14 protein-coding genes and 1 tRNA gene are annotated in these 13,580 nt (G+C 63.9%); 7 read left to right on the top strand and 8 right to left on the bottom strand.

From position 1 onward, the window contains the following. The 5 genes from ACGHJ7_RS13510 to ACGHJ7_RS13490 form a co-directional block, all read left to right on the top strand. Positions 1–363 (top strand): hypothetical protein (locus ACGHJ7_RS13510; RefSeq protein ID WP_390478698.1); only part of this gene is annotated, 363 nt, incomplete at its 5' end. A 129-nt stretch (positions 364–492) separates the two neighbouring features. Further along, on the top strand, positions 493–1,200 hold the full coding sequence (locus tag ACGHJ7_RS13505) for a hypothetical protein (protein WP_390478695.1): 708 nt from the start codon (positions 493–495) through the stop codon (positions 1,198–1,200). Between the two features lie 414 nt (positions 1,201–1,614). Continuing rightward, on the top strand, positions 1,615–1,860 hold the full coding sequence (locus ACGHJ7_RS13500; protein ID WP_390478692.1) for a DUF3489 domain-containing protein: 246 nt from the start codon (positions 1,615–1,617) through the stop codon (positions 1,858–1,860). Further along, positions 1,860–2,276 (top strand): DUF2924 domain-containing protein, encoded by a 417-nt coding sequence (locus tag ACGHJ7_RS13495; RefSeq protein ID WP_390478690.1) that lies wholly within the window; start codon positions 1,860–1,862, stop codon positions 2,274–2,276. Before ACGHJ7_RS13500 ends, ACGHJ7_RS13495 begins: the two co-directional genes overlap by 1 nt. A 22-nt stretch (positions 2,277–2,298) precedes the next feature. After that, a complete protein-coding gene (locus tag ACGHJ7_RS13490; protein WP_390478687.1) occupies positions 2,299–3,960 on the top strand; it encodes a recombinase family protein in 1,662 nt (553 codons plus the stop codon). 194 nt (positions 3,961–4,154) lie between these two features. Here ACGHJ7_RS13490 and ACGHJ7_RS13485 read toward each other — a convergent pair. From ACGHJ7_RS13485 to ACGHJ7_RS13470, 4 genes are all read right to left on the bottom strand, one after another. Further along, positions 4,155–4,230: transfer RNA gene (locus ACGHJ7_RS13485), tRNA-Lys, on the bottom strand. Between the two features lie 78 nt (positions 4,231–4,308). Then, complete coding sequence (gene folK, locus ACGHJ7_RS13480; RefSeq protein ID WP_390478684.1) at positions 4,309–4,815, bottom strand: 2-amino-4-hydroxy-6-hydroxymethyldihydropteridine diphosphokinase; 507 nt, start codon at positions 4,813–4,815, stop codon at positions 4,309–4,311. Between the two features lie 4 nt (positions 4,816–4,819). Next, entirely contained in the window at positions 4,820–5,692 is an 873-nt protein-coding gene (gene aguB / locus ACGHJ7_RS13475; protein ID WP_390478681.1) for an N-carbamoylputrescine amidase, read from the bottom strand. An 18-nt stretch (positions 5,693–5,710) separates the two neighbouring features. Then, positions 5,711–6,652, bottom strand: coding sequence for a class I SAM-dependent methyltransferase (locus ACGHJ7_RS13470; RefSeq protein WP_390478679.1), 942 nt, complete (start codon positions 6,650–6,652; stop codon positions 5,711–5,713). A 104-nt stretch (positions 6,653–6,756) separates the two neighbouring features. Here ACGHJ7_RS13470 and msrA point away from each other — a divergent pair, with 104 nt between their 5' ends. Further along, the gene (gene msrA / locus ACGHJ7_RS13465) at positions 6,757–7,296 is read left to right on the top strand and encodes a peptide-methionine (S)-S-oxide reductase MsrA (RefSeq protein WP_390478676.1); all 540 of its coding nucleotides are present in this window, start codon (positions 6,757–6,759) and stop codon (positions 7,294–7,296) included. On the opposite strand, the gene ACGHJ7_RS13460 is transcribed toward msrA, so the two are convergent. Further along, complete coding sequence (locus ACGHJ7_RS13460) at positions 7,293–8,546, bottom strand: RsmB/NOP family class I SAM-dependent RNA methyltransferase (RefSeq protein ID WP_390478673.1); 1,254 nt, start codon at positions 8,544–8,546, stop codon at positions 7,293–7,295. The two genes, msrA and ACGHJ7_RS13460, sit on opposite strands and share 4 nt — an antisense overlap. Positions 8,547–8,600: 54 nt before the next feature. On the opposite strand from ACGHJ7_RS13460, the gene ACGHJ7_RS13455 reads away from it, so the two are divergent. Then, complete coding sequence (locus ACGHJ7_RS13455) at positions 8,601–8,771, top strand: DUF1674 domain-containing protein (protein WP_390478670.1); 171 nt, start codon at positions 8,601–8,603, stop codon at positions 8,769–8,771. A gap of 4 nt (positions 8,772–8,775) precedes the next feature. Here the strand turns inward: ACGHJ7_RS13455 and ACGHJ7_RS13450 are convergent, their stop codons facing one another. From ACGHJ7_RS13450 to ACGHJ7_RS13440, 3 genes are read right to left on the bottom strand one after another with little or no spacing between them, the layout of a single operon-like run. Next, entirely contained in the window at positions 8,776–10,173 is a 1,398-nt protein-coding gene (locus ACGHJ7_RS13450) for a cytochrome P450 (protein ID WP_390478667.1), read from the bottom strand. Positions 10,174–10,232: 59 nt separating this feature from the next. Next, positions 10,233–11,267 carry a ferrochelatase gene (hemH, locus tag ACGHJ7_RS13445; protein ID WP_390478664.1) on the bottom strand — a complete coding sequence of 345 codons (1,035 nt, stop codon included), beginning with the start codon at positions 11,265–11,267 and terminating at the stop codon, positions 10,233–10,235. 41 nt (positions 11,268–11,308) lie between these two features. Further along, positions 11,309–13,579, bottom strand: coding sequence for a molybdopterin cofactor-binding domain-containing protein (locus tag ACGHJ7_RS13440; protein WP_390478661.1), 2,271 nt, complete (start codon positions 13,577–13,579; stop codon positions 11,309–11,311). Position 13,580 lies beyond the last annotated feature (1 nt).

Genomic DNA, 13,580 nt, shown 5'->3' with positions numbered 1-13,580 from the left:
AATGTCCGGTACTCAGATAACGGTGATGTCCGCTATCGTCTCTCCCTTGGTTCCGGCCACATTCCCAGTTCTTATCTGAATCACTATGTCTTCGCTGACGGGGAACTTGTCCATGCTGCGGGACACAATGAAATATCCAAGGGCAATGCTAGGGCGATTGGCTTTCTCACGAACGATGAACTTGCCAGAATGAAATCCGCCAGTCGCGTGGAGATCAGAATTACAAGAAGCACAGCGCTAGAAGCTGATAGATTCTTGGGCTCTGTCACCATGAATCTTCGCGGCTTGTCCCGGATCGAAACTATTGGATACCGCTTGATGGAGGTGGTCCAAAAGAAAAAGGCGACCACGAATTGCAAGTAGTTGGCAGCCTTCTCGTCCGGGCAAACTCCGCAATCTTATGCCCCGATACCGGGAAGGCAAAATGGCTGTGCCTAGCTACACGCGAAAGGCACTGGATACGGACAGCCTCAAGACTTGCGGCGCATGCACATGAGCGCTGAAGACGCGTTTGGAGCCAATCTCACGCCAACGCCGAGCGACATCGAACTCGTCTCGGTTTTCCTCTGCCGGGACCCCGCCGCACTCGAGGCGCACGATCAGCACATCCCGATCGGACCTGGGCGATACCACTATGTCGTATTTCTCTTCTTTCGCGACAGTCATGGCAACCTCTCCCGAATTCGAACTTGGTGCGAATTCATAGTGGTTGGCCGTTTGGGCAAACTGCAGACACTTGATGAAATGGCGATAAGGGAAACGCGCGATCTCATGCGCAATGGAATCATGAAAAATGCGAAGAGGTTGGAGACACTGTGGGACGGAGGGGACGACCGCGGTGCCAAGACGCTTGACGAGGATCGCACCACTGGCACAGAGTTTGGCAAAGTCGTTTCCGAGAACGAATTTTGTTTTGATCATGGCTACTGGTCAGCCCAGTATGAGCGCCAAAGAGCAGATCGGATTTACACCTGTAGGCCACTGACCGCCGTCTTCTGGCGCGGCCCAAACGAGCTCTGGGCCACGGCCTCTGCGGTGCAGGACTTTCGACCAGACACTGCAGCTTGCGACCGAAATCGTGCCGCCAGTCAGAGAAGTATGCAACTGTTCAGAGTGGCTGCGAGCCTGTGTGTTGAAGAAATGATCACCCATATCTCCGAACAGCCCGCAGGCTCTACAGAGGTGACTTTCCAACTATAGCCAGAAGAGCCTCGAAAGTGACCGAAAATTTGAAAGTTGAACCAGCGAGCGTGTGGACCAGAACGCCAGACCATGCGTTGGTATGGCCTTGCAACGAGTGGATTTATTGCAACGTCTACATGAGCGGGCAGAAGTTTGAGCCGCTCGGCCACTAAGGATTTTTCTGAGCGCTAGTACCACATTCCGGAACGGCAGCTTTCGGGTTAGTTCCCTAGGCTCGCAAATGTCCGACATTGGGGCGCATTGAGGACATTCGTCATCTCGGCAAAAACCATTCGACTTGGGCAGCACACCAAGCATTGGTGGTGTCAATGAGTCGCAGCCTCCATTGGGCTGCACCCCCGACGCCAGGCGCGTAGCGGGGCCTTGGGTGGTAGGGCGGCACAGTGCCGCCCGTGACACGGAGAACCATCCATGAGCAAGACCACGACACCAAAGAAAAGCGCGTCCAGCGCGAAGTCGGCTAGAAAGATTGACAAGATTATCGCGCTGATGCGCCGCAAGAACGGTGCGAGCCTTCAGGAGATGGTGAAGGCGACCGGTTGGTTGCCGCATACCACCCACGCCGCATTGAGCGGACTTCGCAAGAAGGGTCGCGAGATTACCCGGACGAAAAACGACGGAGTATCGCGATACTCGATCGCGAGCGCGTCGAAGTGATGCTTGCGGACCGCATTGCAACAATTGAAGCGATGTCGGCCAGAGAACGAAGAGCTGAGTGGAGGCGGCTGATGAAGTCGCCTCCACCTCCTGCTTTTGGTTCGGGCCTCTTGGCAAGGGCGCTGGCTTATCGCGAACAGGAGAAGGTGCTCGGCGGGCTTGCCGCAGCAGATATCAGGCGGATCAGGTCGGTAGCGAACGCGGGCGGCGCAGATACGCATTCAGCTAAGTACAGTGTTCGACCCGGCACATGGCTGTCGCGAACATGGCACGGCGAAGTGCACCAGGTGTTCGTGCTCGACGAAGGCGTCGAGTATCGGGGCGAGCGCTATGGGTCGCTGAGCGCGGTAGCTCGCGAGATTACCGGAGCGCGCTGGTCTGGACCGCGCTTTTTCGGGATCGGTTCACCTCGGTAGGCGAAGATTGGAGTGATGACCGATGGGTGAGAGCACCAAGCAGCGTCGCTGCGCGATCTACACACGCAAGTCGACCGAAGAGGGACTCGAGAAAGAATTCAACACCCTCGATGCCCAGCGAGAGGCATGCGGGGCCTATATCGTCAGCCAATCGCACGAAGGCTGGGTGCAGCTAGCCAATCACTATGACGATGGCGGATACTCAGGCGGTAGCATGGAGAGACCGGCGCTACAAAAGCTCCTGTCGGACGTCGCGGATGGCAGGGTAGACGTGGTGGTCGTGTACAAGATCGACCGCCTGACTCGGAGCCTTACCGACTTCGCGAAGATCGTCGAGACCTTCGATGCCGCAAATTGCTCGTTTGTGAGCGTGACTCAGTCGTTCAACACCACAAACTCGATGGGCAGGTTGACACTCAACGTGCTGCTCTCGTTCGCACAGTTCGAACGCGAGGTCGCTGCCGAACGCATCCGCGACAAGATCGCGGCATCGAAGAAGCGCGGTATGTGGATGGGCGGGCCGGTCCCGCTCGGCTACGAAGTGAAGAACCGCAAGCTCCTCGTGGTTCCCGAGGAGGCTGCAACCGTCCGCGAAATCATGCAACGCTACCTCGAAACCGATGGCGTGCCATCGCTTGTAGAAGAGCTGGAGCGTGACGGCGTAGTTAGCAAGCGAAGGCAGATGCGGGATGGATCGGTGAAGGGTGGAACCCCCTTCCGGCGCGGCGCGCTCGCGCACCTTCTGTCGAACCGCATCTACCTCGGGCTCATTACCCACAAGGGAAAGGCATACGAAGGAGAACACGATGCTATTGTCGACCAGGAGTTGTTCGATCGGGTGCAGGCAAAGCTGACACTCAGCAACGGAAGATCCCGTGGCATGGCGAACGCTTCGCGGATCAGCGTCCTGGCCGGGCGCGTCAATGACGAGCATGGCAGGCCAATGACCCCATGCCACACGCAAAATCATGGCAAGCATTATCGCTACTACGCTTCCATCCTACGTGACGGATCGAGGCATGCTGCTGTTCGCTTGCCTGCACGGGGTCTTGAAAGGGCGGTCATTGATGCAATGGCGAGCTTCCTTAGCGATGCGAACAGGCTTCGGTCCCTGCTTGATGGCGTGAAGGACTGCGACCGTCAGACTGCCGTTTCTGCAGCACGTGATCTTGCAAGCAAACTGCGCTCGGCTGAGGGGACCGTCCTCAAGAACGAACTGGCCGATCTCAATCTACGGGTGACGGTGGGAAAGCATTCGATCAATGCGACGCTCGATCTCGCATGTCTCTTCGAAGACACCTGCGCGGAAAAGAAAGGATCGACCGTGGCCGAGATCGACGTGACTAGCACCACGAGAGCCTACGGTCATGAGCAGCGCCTCCGGCTCGAACCTCCGGTCGGAAGCAGAACCGCCCCCAACCAGATGTTGATTAATTTGCTCGGGAGAGCGTTCGAGGCTCGCGATAAGTTGCTGGCAATGGACGACACCGACGTTGCAGCGATGCCGATCCGTCAGCGTCGCCACCTCGAGCGCACGGCGAAACTAAGCTACCTCGCGCCGGACATTGTAATCGCCATCCTCGATGGTTCGCAGCCTACTCACCTTTCGGTTAGAAAACTGGTCCGTGCCGCCTCGCTTCCGCTCGATTGGGCGGCGCAGCGCCGGATGCTGCTGGCCAACTGACACCGCATCACAATCCAATCGTAGGGCACCTTTTGGGCCACAGAGACTGCTCGGCCAAATTCTCGCCGATTTCCGACGACAGAGACCGTAAAGAGATTGGGCGCAAACGATGCCCTTGGCAAAGCCACGGAAAGACGGGGAAAAATCCGGGCAGTCCGCAGAGACGGCATTTCCGTCGAAAGTCACGGACTGGGTGGTGAGCCCTGCTGGGTTCGAACCAGCGACCTACTGATTAAAAGTCAGTTGCTCTACCAACTGAGCTAAGGGCCCAACCACCGGATGGAGCGCCTAGGGCGATGGCCCCGACGGGTCAAGGCACTTGGGGCGCTGGCGGCCAGGAAATTATGGTCAAAGGCGCAGCGGGCGCGGCTTGACCAGCCTTGCGTGAAGGTGCCGGACGGCAAGGCCCGTCACCGGATCGCGCCAGTTGCGCCCTGTTTCCATCAGGGGACCGAGCACGAAGTCCCTCTCCCGGAATGCGGGATGCGGTATGCTCAAGTCCGGCGTATCGAAGATGCCCCCCGACCAGAGCACGATATCGAGATCGAGCGTGCGCGACCGCCAGCGCTGGCCCCGGCGTCGCCGACCGAAAACCGTCTCGATAGATTGCAATTCGGCCAGCAGGTCGAGTGGCGCGAGGCGTGTTCGTATCAGCGCGGCCGCATTGGCGTAGCGGCGCTGCGACGGACCGACCGGGGCACTGGTCACGGCGGGGGAGACAGCCTCGACCGCAAGGCCGCGCTGGCGAAATGCCTCCACCGCACGGTCGATGATTTGTACCGGGCGTCCTTCACGAACATGGCGCTGGTTCGATCCGAGCGCGACGAGATAGGCGTGGCTCGCCCCGTCGCCCACGGCGTCAGATATCCTGGCAGATGCGGCCGTAGAGTTCCGGCCTGCGGTCGCGGAAGAAGCCCATGCCCGCACGGTGTTTCTCGGCCGTCTGCAGGTCGAGCGTCGCGACCAGGACGCCGTCTTCCTCGCGGCCGAATTCGACCACCTTGTGGCCCCATTCGTTGGTGATGAAGCTGTGGCCGTAGAATGCCTGTCCGTCTTCCACGCCGATCCGGTTGGCAGCGATCACCGGCATGCAATTGGAAACGGCGTGCCCCTGCATCGCGCGTTGCCACATGGCGGATGTGTCGAATTCCGCGTCATACGGCTCGGACCCGATGGCCGTGGGATAGAACAGCAATTCTGCCCCCATGAGTGCCATGACGCGCGCCGTTTCCGGATACCACTGGTCCCAGCAGATGCCGACGCCGATGCGCACCATCCGATTGCCGACGGGCAGGTCCCAGACACGGAAACCCCCATTGCCGGGACGGAAATAGAATTTCTCCTCGTAGCCCGGACCATCGGGGATATGGCTCTTGCGATAGACGCCCATCACCTCGCCGCGCGCGTCGATCATGGCCAGCGAGTTGTAGTAATGCGGCCCGTCGCGTTCGAAGAAACTGGTCGGGATGGCGACGCCCAGTTGTGCTGCCAGGCGCGCCATCGCCTTCACATTGGGATGGTCTGCCGTGGGCCGCGCGCGCTCGAACAGCGCCTCGTCCTCCACCTTGCAGAAATAGGGTCCGTCGAACAGTTCCGGCGGCAGGACGACGTCCGCGCCGCGGCCCGCCGCATCGGCGACGAGCTGCGAAACGGCTTCGATATTGGCGGCGCTGTCCTGGCTCGACAGGTCGAGCTGGAGCGCGGCGACGGTAATCTCGTTCGAGTCTTGCATCGCCGCGCCCTAGCGCGATTACCGCTTGCGGAACAGCAGGGTCATGCGGTCGCTTTCGCCGATTGCCTCGGCCGTTGCGCGCGCTTCGGTCCCCTTCTCGGCCCCGCGATAGCTGGGTGCGCGGGTCCAGACACCGCCATCCCAGTTTGCCGCATCGTTGGGGTTCGCGTTGATCTCGCTGGTGCCGACCAGCTGGAAACCGTGCGCCTCGACCAGCGCGATGACGTCCTGCTGGCGCAGATAGCCGTTATTGCCGAGCGTGTAGTCGGCAGGCGCATCTGCGCGGGCACGGTGCTGGACGATGCCGAGCATGCCGTCATCCTTCAGCAGGTCGCGCATCCGGGTCAGCTCGGTGTACATCGCGCCGGACCGCAGCAGGTTGTGCATCTCGCGGAAAACCAGCACGCGGTCGGCCGTGCCGTCTGTCGCATCGCTCAGCTGGTCGGACGAGACGACACCGTAAGGCGCACCGTTCAAGGTCCATCCGCCCGCGTTTTCGCGGAAGCTGGCGGGCAGCCCTTCGAAATAATTGGCGAACCGTTCGCCGTCGGCAGCGGCGGGATCGGGCGTCAGGCCGAGATACCGGCCCCCGGTGCCCAGATAGGGAACGAGGACGCGCGTATACCAGCCGCTGGCCGGCATGTAGTCGACGACGGTCATGCCGGGCGCGACGCGGAAGAATTCGAGCGTCTGCGCAGGATTGCGCCACGCGTCCCGGGCGCGGTCGTCGTCGCGGCGCGCATCCGCCAGCACGGTGGCCATGTCGGGCGTGCTGTAGGCGGCGGTCTCCACCGCAATGTCCGCAGCATCGTCTTCATCGGCGTCGGGCTGCTCCACCCCCAGCACACGCTGGAGGATGCCGCCGAGGATACGTTCGCCGGTCGAGGGGGTGTCCTGCGCCATGGCAGGTACGGCGAGGGATGCAGCACACAGCGCCGCGGTGATGGTCTTGAAACGCATGAAAATATCTCCCTGTCGCAGGCGCGCCGGGCGCCCATCGGTCCCAGCCGCTTGATGCCGGGTGGGACCTTCCTATCTACCTAGCACACAATGGAGAGTTCCCAATGAGCAACAGCGAAACCACGATTCTGGCCGGAGGCTGCTTCTGGTGCACCGAAGCGGTGTTCAAGGACGTGATCGGCGTCACCGAGGTCGAAAGCGGCTATATCGGCGGCGAGACCGAAAACCCGACCTACAAGGAAATCTGCACCGGCCGGACCGGCCATGCGGAGGCCGTGAAGCTGGTCTACGATGCCGATGTGGTGAGCTATGGTGAAATCCTCGACATGTTTATGGGCACCCATGACCCGACCCAGCTGAACCGCCAGGGCAACGATGTCGGAACCCAGTACCGCAGCGCGATCTTCCCGCTGGACGATGCCCAGAAAGCCGAGGCTGAGGCCGCGATCGCCCGCTGGAACGAGGGCAATCAGGGCGAGGCCGTGACGACCATCGAAGGCGGGACGTGGTATCCGGCAGAAGACTATCACCAGGAATACTGGGAAGGCGAAGGCCAGCGAAACCCCTATTGCATGGCCGTCATTCCGCCCAAGCTGATGAAGCTTCGCAAGAGCTTCCAGGACAAGGTAAAGCAGGACGCCTAATCGGGGTCCTTCGTCCACCGCGCGATGAAGAAGCCGTCGAGGCCGCCTTCGTCGCGCAGCATCCCGGGATCGGTCCGCAACCAGCCTTCGGGCGTAGGTTGCAGGCCGGCCGGCAGTTCCCCCGCAACGATCGGCCCCGGCGCGAGATCGACGCCGCGCGCCCGGTCTTCGCCCTCCTCGCTTTCCAGCGAGCAGACCGCGTAGACCAGCGTGCCGCCGGGCTTCAGCATTGCGCCGGCGCGGGCCAGCAGGAGATCCTGCAACCGGGTCGTTTCCTCTATCTGCCGCATGCCGATCCTGTGCAGGACGTCCGGGTGGCGGCGACAGGTGCCCGTCGCCGTGCAGGGCGCATCGAGCAGGACCGCGTCGAAGCGGTGCTTCGGCTGCCATTCCAGCGCATCGGCGCGGATCGTCGATGCCGACAGGTCGGTACGGCGCAGATTGTCCTTGAGCAGGCCGAGCCGCCGCTTGCTGATGTCGAGCGAGGTGACTTTCCAGCCCTGCGCTGCAAGCTGCAGCGTCTTGCCACCCGGGGCCGCGCACAGGTCGAGAACGGTGCGCCCCTCCCCCGCGCCGAGCAGCCGCGCAGGCAGCGATGCGGCGAGATCCTGCACCCACCATGCTCCGCCGCCATCCTTCGTGCCGAAGCCTTCGAGTGTCTCGACCGCCAGCCCGCGGGGCAGGCGCACATGGCCGGGCGCGAGGCTTTCTCCGCCAAGACGCGTCGCCCACGGCGCAGTGTCTTCAGGCTCGCGCAGGGTCAGGTCCAAGGGAGGCGGTTCGGCCAGGCCCCCGGCAATCGCCTGCGCGCGGTCCCCCCACCGCGCATGCACCGCATCCGGAAGGGTCGGTGCGCCAGGCAAGGACACGTCGGGCTTGTCGAGGGAAGAAAACACCCCGTGCGCCAAGCGGCGCGGACCGCCGGACAGGAGAGGCAGGCCGGTTGCAATGACCGCGTGCGCGGGCGTGCCGAGCCGCAGTTTCTGCGCCAGCATCAGCCGCAGGACGCTGCGCGCCTTTGCGTCCGGCGGCAGGTTCTGGCGGGTTGCGGAATCGATCAGCGCGTCGAGATCGACCAGCCAGCGCAAGGTTTCCCCCACTATGGCCCGGGCCAGTGCCTTGTCGGGCGCGGAGCGCACCTGCCGCAGGGCCGGACCCTCGGCCTGTTCCAGCGTATCGCCGCGGCGCAGAACGGCATCGAGCATCTGCAAGGCGGCGCGGCGCGCATGAATTCCTGACGGCTGGGCCATGGCCGCCCGTTAGGCGGTATTGAAACCTCGCGCCAGCGAAAGCATTTGAAAGCCATGGAACGCGCAACCAAACGCCCCGAAGGGTTCAAGAAACCTGCCCACTGGAACGACGATCCGGCGCCCGAGCCGCAGCCGATCGACGCGAGCGAGGATGACCCGCAGGGTCTTTCCCCGACGCGTTACGGTGACTGGGTAAAAGACGGCATCGCCATCGATTTCAGCTGAGGGTTCAGAGCCGCGTCAGCTCGATCCGCAGCCCGTCTTTCGGCTTGGGAATGGGCCAGGCCTGCCAGTCCGGGTTCTTCCCGCCGACCAGTTCGACGCGGTAGCGGGTCAGCATGTGGGCCATCAGCACCTTGATCTGCATATAGGCGAAATGCAGGCCCAGGCACATATGCGCGCCGCCGCCGAAGGGTGTCCATGCATATTTGTGCCGCGCCTTCACCTTGTCCGGCGTGAAGCGCATCGGGTCGAATTCGTGGGGGTTGTCCCAGTGCTCCTCGTCGTGATGGACAAAGTGCGTGTTGATGCCGACATGGGCACCGGCAGGAATGCGGTAGCCACCGAATTCGAAGCTGCGTAGCGCACGGCGCGGGGTCGACGGCACGGGCGGCATCATCCGGAGCGCTTCCTTGAATGCCATTTCGGTCATTTCGACCTTGCCGAAATCGTCATAGGACAGGTTGCCGGTATCGTCGGTGATGGCGCGCAATTCTTCGCGCAGTTTTTCCTGCCATTCCGGATGCGTGGCGAGCAGCCAGACAAGGGTCGTCCCGCTGGACGTGATGGTGTCATGCGCCGCCATCATCAGGAAGTTCATGTGGTCGGCAACCTCGTCCACTTCCAGCAGCGACCCGTCGTCGCGCTCTGCCGTGGCGAACTGGCTGAACATGTCCTGCCCCCCGCCCTCGGCACGGCGGCGGACGGTTTCTCGGCTGAAGAAATCGATCAGGAAGGCGCGCCCGTCCACTCCGCGTTTCATCTGGGTGAAAGGCAGGGGCCTGCGAACCGGGGCGACGGAGGCCTGGACCGCATCGACAAAGGCCTGGTTGATGGCATCCGCCTCGGGACCGAAGGGCAGGCCGATGAAGCTTTCCGCCGCTAGGTCCAGCGTCAACCGCTTGATCGCAGGGTAGAACTGCATCCGGGTGGAGCCGGCGCCCTCGCCCCATTTTTCAACCGCACGGGCCATGCCGGCATTCAGCTGGCCCGAATAATGGCGCATCGGCCCGGGCTTGAACGCGATCGAGAGCGCGCGCCGGTCCATCCGGTGATGGTCGAAATCCATCAGCATGAGGCCGCGCGGAAACAGCTTGTCGAGGATCGGGCCCCAGCCCTGTTCGCTGGAGAAGATCTTCTGCCGGTCGAACAGCACCAGCTCGCTGGCATCGGCCCCGATCAGCGCAACGTTCCAGCCGCCGAAGCTCTTCACCTTGTAAACCCGGCCATAGGTTTCGACCATGCGGCGGGTGAAGGCGTGGGGATCGCGAAGCTGGGTGAAGGTGTGACCGACCAGCGGGTAGCCGCCTTCGCCGGGGATATGCGCGAGGTCCTCCTCCGATGGCTTGCCCTCGCTCCAGTGAGAAGGCCTTGCTTCGGCGGCGTGGTCGGCGGCTATCGTGGCCATGCGGCATCCTCCAGTGGCGTATTGCTACTTACCTCGGTGTAAGTAGCGCAATCGGAGGGTCATATCCAGCCCGATAGTTCCTGCCTGACCAGCGTATCCAGCATGTCGATACCCGGCTTCGTATCGTTGAGGCAGGTCAGCGCAGCATATTGCTCGCCCCCGCCATCGAGGAACTGCGCCCGCCCCTCGATCGCGATTTCCTCCAGCGTTTCCAGGCAGTCGGCGGAAAAACCCGGCATGGCGACGGCCATCCGCCTGGTGCCCTTCGCCAGCTCTTCGTCGATGGTCGCATCGGTCGCGGGCTTCAGCCATTCGGCAGGTCCGAAGCGGGACTGGAAGGTCGTGACGATGCGCATTCCGGCCAGTTTTTCGCGCCGCCCGAGCCTCTCCGACAGCAGGCGCGCGGTCTTGTGGCAATGACAGTGATACGGATCGCCCAGATCCAGCGTGCGCTGCGGCATTCCGTGAAAACTCAGCAGCAAAACCTCCGGCGCGAAATCCAGCGCATCCAGCTGCGCGCCCAGATCGGCCTCCAGCGCATCCAGATAGGCCAGGTGGTCGTGATAGGGCGGCAGGGTCCGCAGGCTCATCTGCCAGCGCAGGTCGGCCAGCGTGTCGGCGGCCTTGTCCACCACCGTGGCCGTCGTCGCGCCGGAATACTGGGGGTAGAGCGGAGCCAGCAGGATACGTTCGCATCCCGCATCCATCAGCGCGCGCAACCGGCTGTCGATCGAGGGATTGCCGTACCGCATTGCCCAGTCCACCGTGACCGCGCCGCCCAGCCGAACCTGCAGCGCGTTGGCCTGCCGCTTCGTAATCGCGGCAAGCGGGGAGCCGTCATCCCCCCATACCTTGCGATAGGCTGCCGCGCTCTTTTTGGGGCGGGTGTTGAGGATGATGCCGCGCAGGATCGGCTGCCACGCGATGGGCGGTATTTCGACCACGCGGCGGTCGGAGAGGAACTCGGCCAGGTAGCGCTTCACCGATTTGGTATCCGGCGCGTCCGGCGTGCCAAGGTTGACGAGCAGGACGCCGATCCGCCCGCTTTCGACGGGCGGATGGTCCGCGGGGAGGTTTTGTGGGGCCCAGGTCATGCGCGCTCACTTGGGCGAAGCGCGGGCCGGGTCAAGAGGAACTAAAGCCCGCCCGACAACAGGGGGAGACGGCGCAGGCGCAGGCCGGTGGCGGAAAACAGCGCATTGGCGATCGCGGGCGCTGCGACCGTCAGGCCCAGCTCGCCCGGATCGAAAGCCGGCTCCTCGCTGGCGATGAACTCCACCTCGATGGCAGGACAGTCGGCGAGCCGCGGCAAATCCAGTTCACCGAGGCGGCGATTGTCCGGCCTGCCATCGCGCCAACTGGCGCTGCTGCCCATTGCCAGCGCCAGCCCGTGGACGAGACCGCCCTCGATCTGCTGGCGCGCAATATCGAGATTGACGATCCGCCCGATGTCGACAGCCGCGTGCAGGCTGGCCACCTGGAAGCCGCCCTCTCTCTGCCCTGCGGTCGCGATGCAGGCGATGCGGCCGCCCCCTGCGGCGTCTCCCATGCGGTGACAGGCGAGACCCTGCCCCGACCGGTCGCGGCCACCGCCCCACTGTGCCATCCGCGCCGCACGCTGCAGACACGCGACCATGCGCGGATCGCCGCCCAGCATGCCGATCCGGTAAGACAGCGGTTCGCGCCCCGCCTTGCTGGCGATTTCGTCGATGAAGCTTTCGGTGAAGAATGCGGTGTAGCCGTGCGCGCCTGCGCGCATCCGCCCTGTCGGGAGGAGAAGGCTGGCAGGGGCGTGATAGACCGCCGCATCCGGTATGGCATAGGGCGGCATTGCGCCGTCGCAGGCAAGCGCATCGGCCTCGCCTGCGACAGCTTCTATCGCATCCTGCGTCGCCTCGCCATGGAACAGGCGGCGGCCCATTTCCTTCATCGTGGCAGGCAGAGCCAGCCGCGTCCGCATCGCGGCAATGGTGCCGCCCGGCTCCAGCTTCGCCGCCAGGAGCGCTGCCACCGGGGTGCGCGGCGGGGCACGCAGCGTTTCCTGCTCCCGCGTCCAAGCAAGCTGCACCGGGCGGCCGACCTCGCCTGCCAGCCGCGCGGCCTGCCTCGCGTGTTCGTGCTCCAGCCGCCGGTCGAAACTGCCGCCTGCAGGCATGGGATAAAGGACGACGTTCTCCGCAGAGATGCCCACCGCACGCCCGGCCGCCTCGCGTGCACGTTCCGGCGCCTGCGAAGCCATCCACAGCTCGAGCCTGCCGCCGCGAAGCCACGCCACCGCGGTTGCGGTTTCCAGAGTCGTGTGCAGAGCGGGCGCGGCGTCGTAGCGGCGGGCAATGGATGCGGACCCGAACGCCCCGCCCGTCTCGCCGCGACTGGCGACGAGATAGGCATCGCCTTCGCGCAACGCGGCATCCAGCGCTTCCTCTATCGTCGCACTGTCGACCGGATCGGTGGCAGAGAAGCGCACCTCCATCGCGTCGAGCGCGCGCTCTGCCGAGAAGCTCGTCTCTGCGATGGCGGCAACCCAGTCGTCCCCTTCCACCACGGCGACGACCCCGGCCACCGCTTCGCCTGCCTCCCTGTCGTATCGCTGCACCCCCGATGCAGGGGCAACCGGGGCTTGGCGAATACCGGCATAGAGCATTCCGGGCAGGCGGATATCGCCGGCAAAAAGGTGCGACCCGTCCACTTTCGAAGGCAGGTCCAGCCGGGGGAAAGCAGGCGGTCCGTCGCTATCGCCGGGCAGCGGGGTTTCCGCCGCCGGCAATACGCGCAACGGCGGCGGTTCCGGCGGACCCAGCAGCGCGGCCTCTGCCGCCAGCTCGGCGAAACGCAGCTGCCGGTTTTCATGGACGACGAAACCGGCCCGTGTGTCGCACAATTCGGGCTCGACATTCCATCGCCCTGCCGCCGCCCGCACGAGCATGTCGCGCGCAGTAGCAGCCGCTTCCCTTGCAGGCATTTCATAGGCGGCCAGCGTGGTCCCCGCCGCCGTTGCCGTCAGGCGCGATTGCTGGGCGAAGCGGGTTGCGACGATGCCGTCCTCGGGCTCGGACAGGCCGGGAATATCCGGCATCCACAGCGGCGCCCACTGCGCGGCGAGGGGGATGTTCGCATAGGCCCCGCTGACGGGCGCCGGCTCCACCGCGACCTGCCGCCAGTCCGCGCCCAGCTCCGTCGCGACGATTTGGGGCAATATGGTCGTGACCCCCTGCCCCATTTCCAGCTGGGGAACCGCCACCGTGACAACCCCGTCGGAGCCGATCTTCAGCCACGCACCGAAGGCCGTTTCCCCGTCTGTCGTGGTCAGCGGGCCGGGAAAGGTTCGCGGCCACAGCGCCCATGCGACGACCAGGCCGCCGCCCACGGCAGCCCCCGCCAGCAATCCGCGCCGCGAGACCCGCATC

This window comes from Altererythrobacter sp. MTPC7, assembly GCF_042851395.1.
Classification (GTDB): Bacteria; Pseudomonadota; Alphaproteobacteria; order Sphingomonadales; family Sphingomonadaceae; genus CAJXSN01.
The sequence above is the reverse complement of the archived record's forward strand: the minus strand, read 5'-3'. Positions and strand labels throughout refer to the sequence as shown.

Bases quoted from the DNA above. Each gene is read 5' to 3' on its own strand.
- ACGHJ7_RS13505 (WP_390478695.1), top strand. From the start codon at position 493: ATGAGCGCTGAAGACGCGTTTGGAGCCAATCTCACGCCAACGCCGAGC.
- ACGHJ7_RS13500 (WP_390478692.1), top strand. From the start codon at position 1,615: ATGAGCAAGACCACGACACCAAAGAAAAGCGCGTCCAGCGCGAAGTCG.
- ACGHJ7_RS13495 (WP_390478690.1), top strand. From the start codon at position 1,860: ATGCTTGCGGACCGCATTGCAACAATTGAAGCGATGTCGGCCAGAGAA.
- ACGHJ7_RS13490 (WP_390478687.1), top strand. From the start codon at position 2,299: ATGGGTGAGAGCACCAAGCAGCGTCGCTGCGCGATCTACACACGCAAG.
- aguB (WP_390478681.1), bottom strand. From the start codon at position 5,692: ATGCAAGACTCGAACGAGATTACCGTCGCCGCGCTCCAGCTCGACCTG.
- ACGHJ7_RS13470 (WP_390478679.1), bottom strand. From the start codon at position 6,652: ATGCGTTTCAAGACCATCACCGCGGCGCTGTGTGCTGCATCCCTCGCC.
- msrA (WP_390478676.1), top strand. From the start codon at position 6,757: ATGAGCAACAGCGAAACCACGATTCTGGCCGGAGGCTGCTTCTGGTGC.
- ACGHJ7_RS13460 (WP_390478673.1), bottom strand. From the start codon at position 8,546: ATGGCCCAGCCGTCAGGAATTCATGCGCGCCGCGCCGCCTTGCAGATG.
- ACGHJ7_RS13455 (WP_390478670.1), top strand. From the start codon at position 8,601: ATGGAACGCGCAACCAAACGCCCCGAAGGGTTCAAGAAACCTGCCCAC.
- ACGHJ7_RS13450 (WP_390478667.1), bottom strand. From the start codon at position 10,173: ATGGCCACGATAGCCGCCGACCACGCCGCCGAAGCAAGGCCTTCTCAC.
- hemH (WP_390478664.1), bottom strand. From the start codon at position 11,267: ATGACCTGGGCCCCACAAAACCTCCCCGCGGACCATCCGCCCGTCGAA.
- ACGHJ7_RS13440 (WP_390478661.1), bottom strand. From the start codon at position 13,579: ATGCGGGTCTCGCGGCGCGGATTGCTGGCGGGGGCTGCCGTGGGCGGC.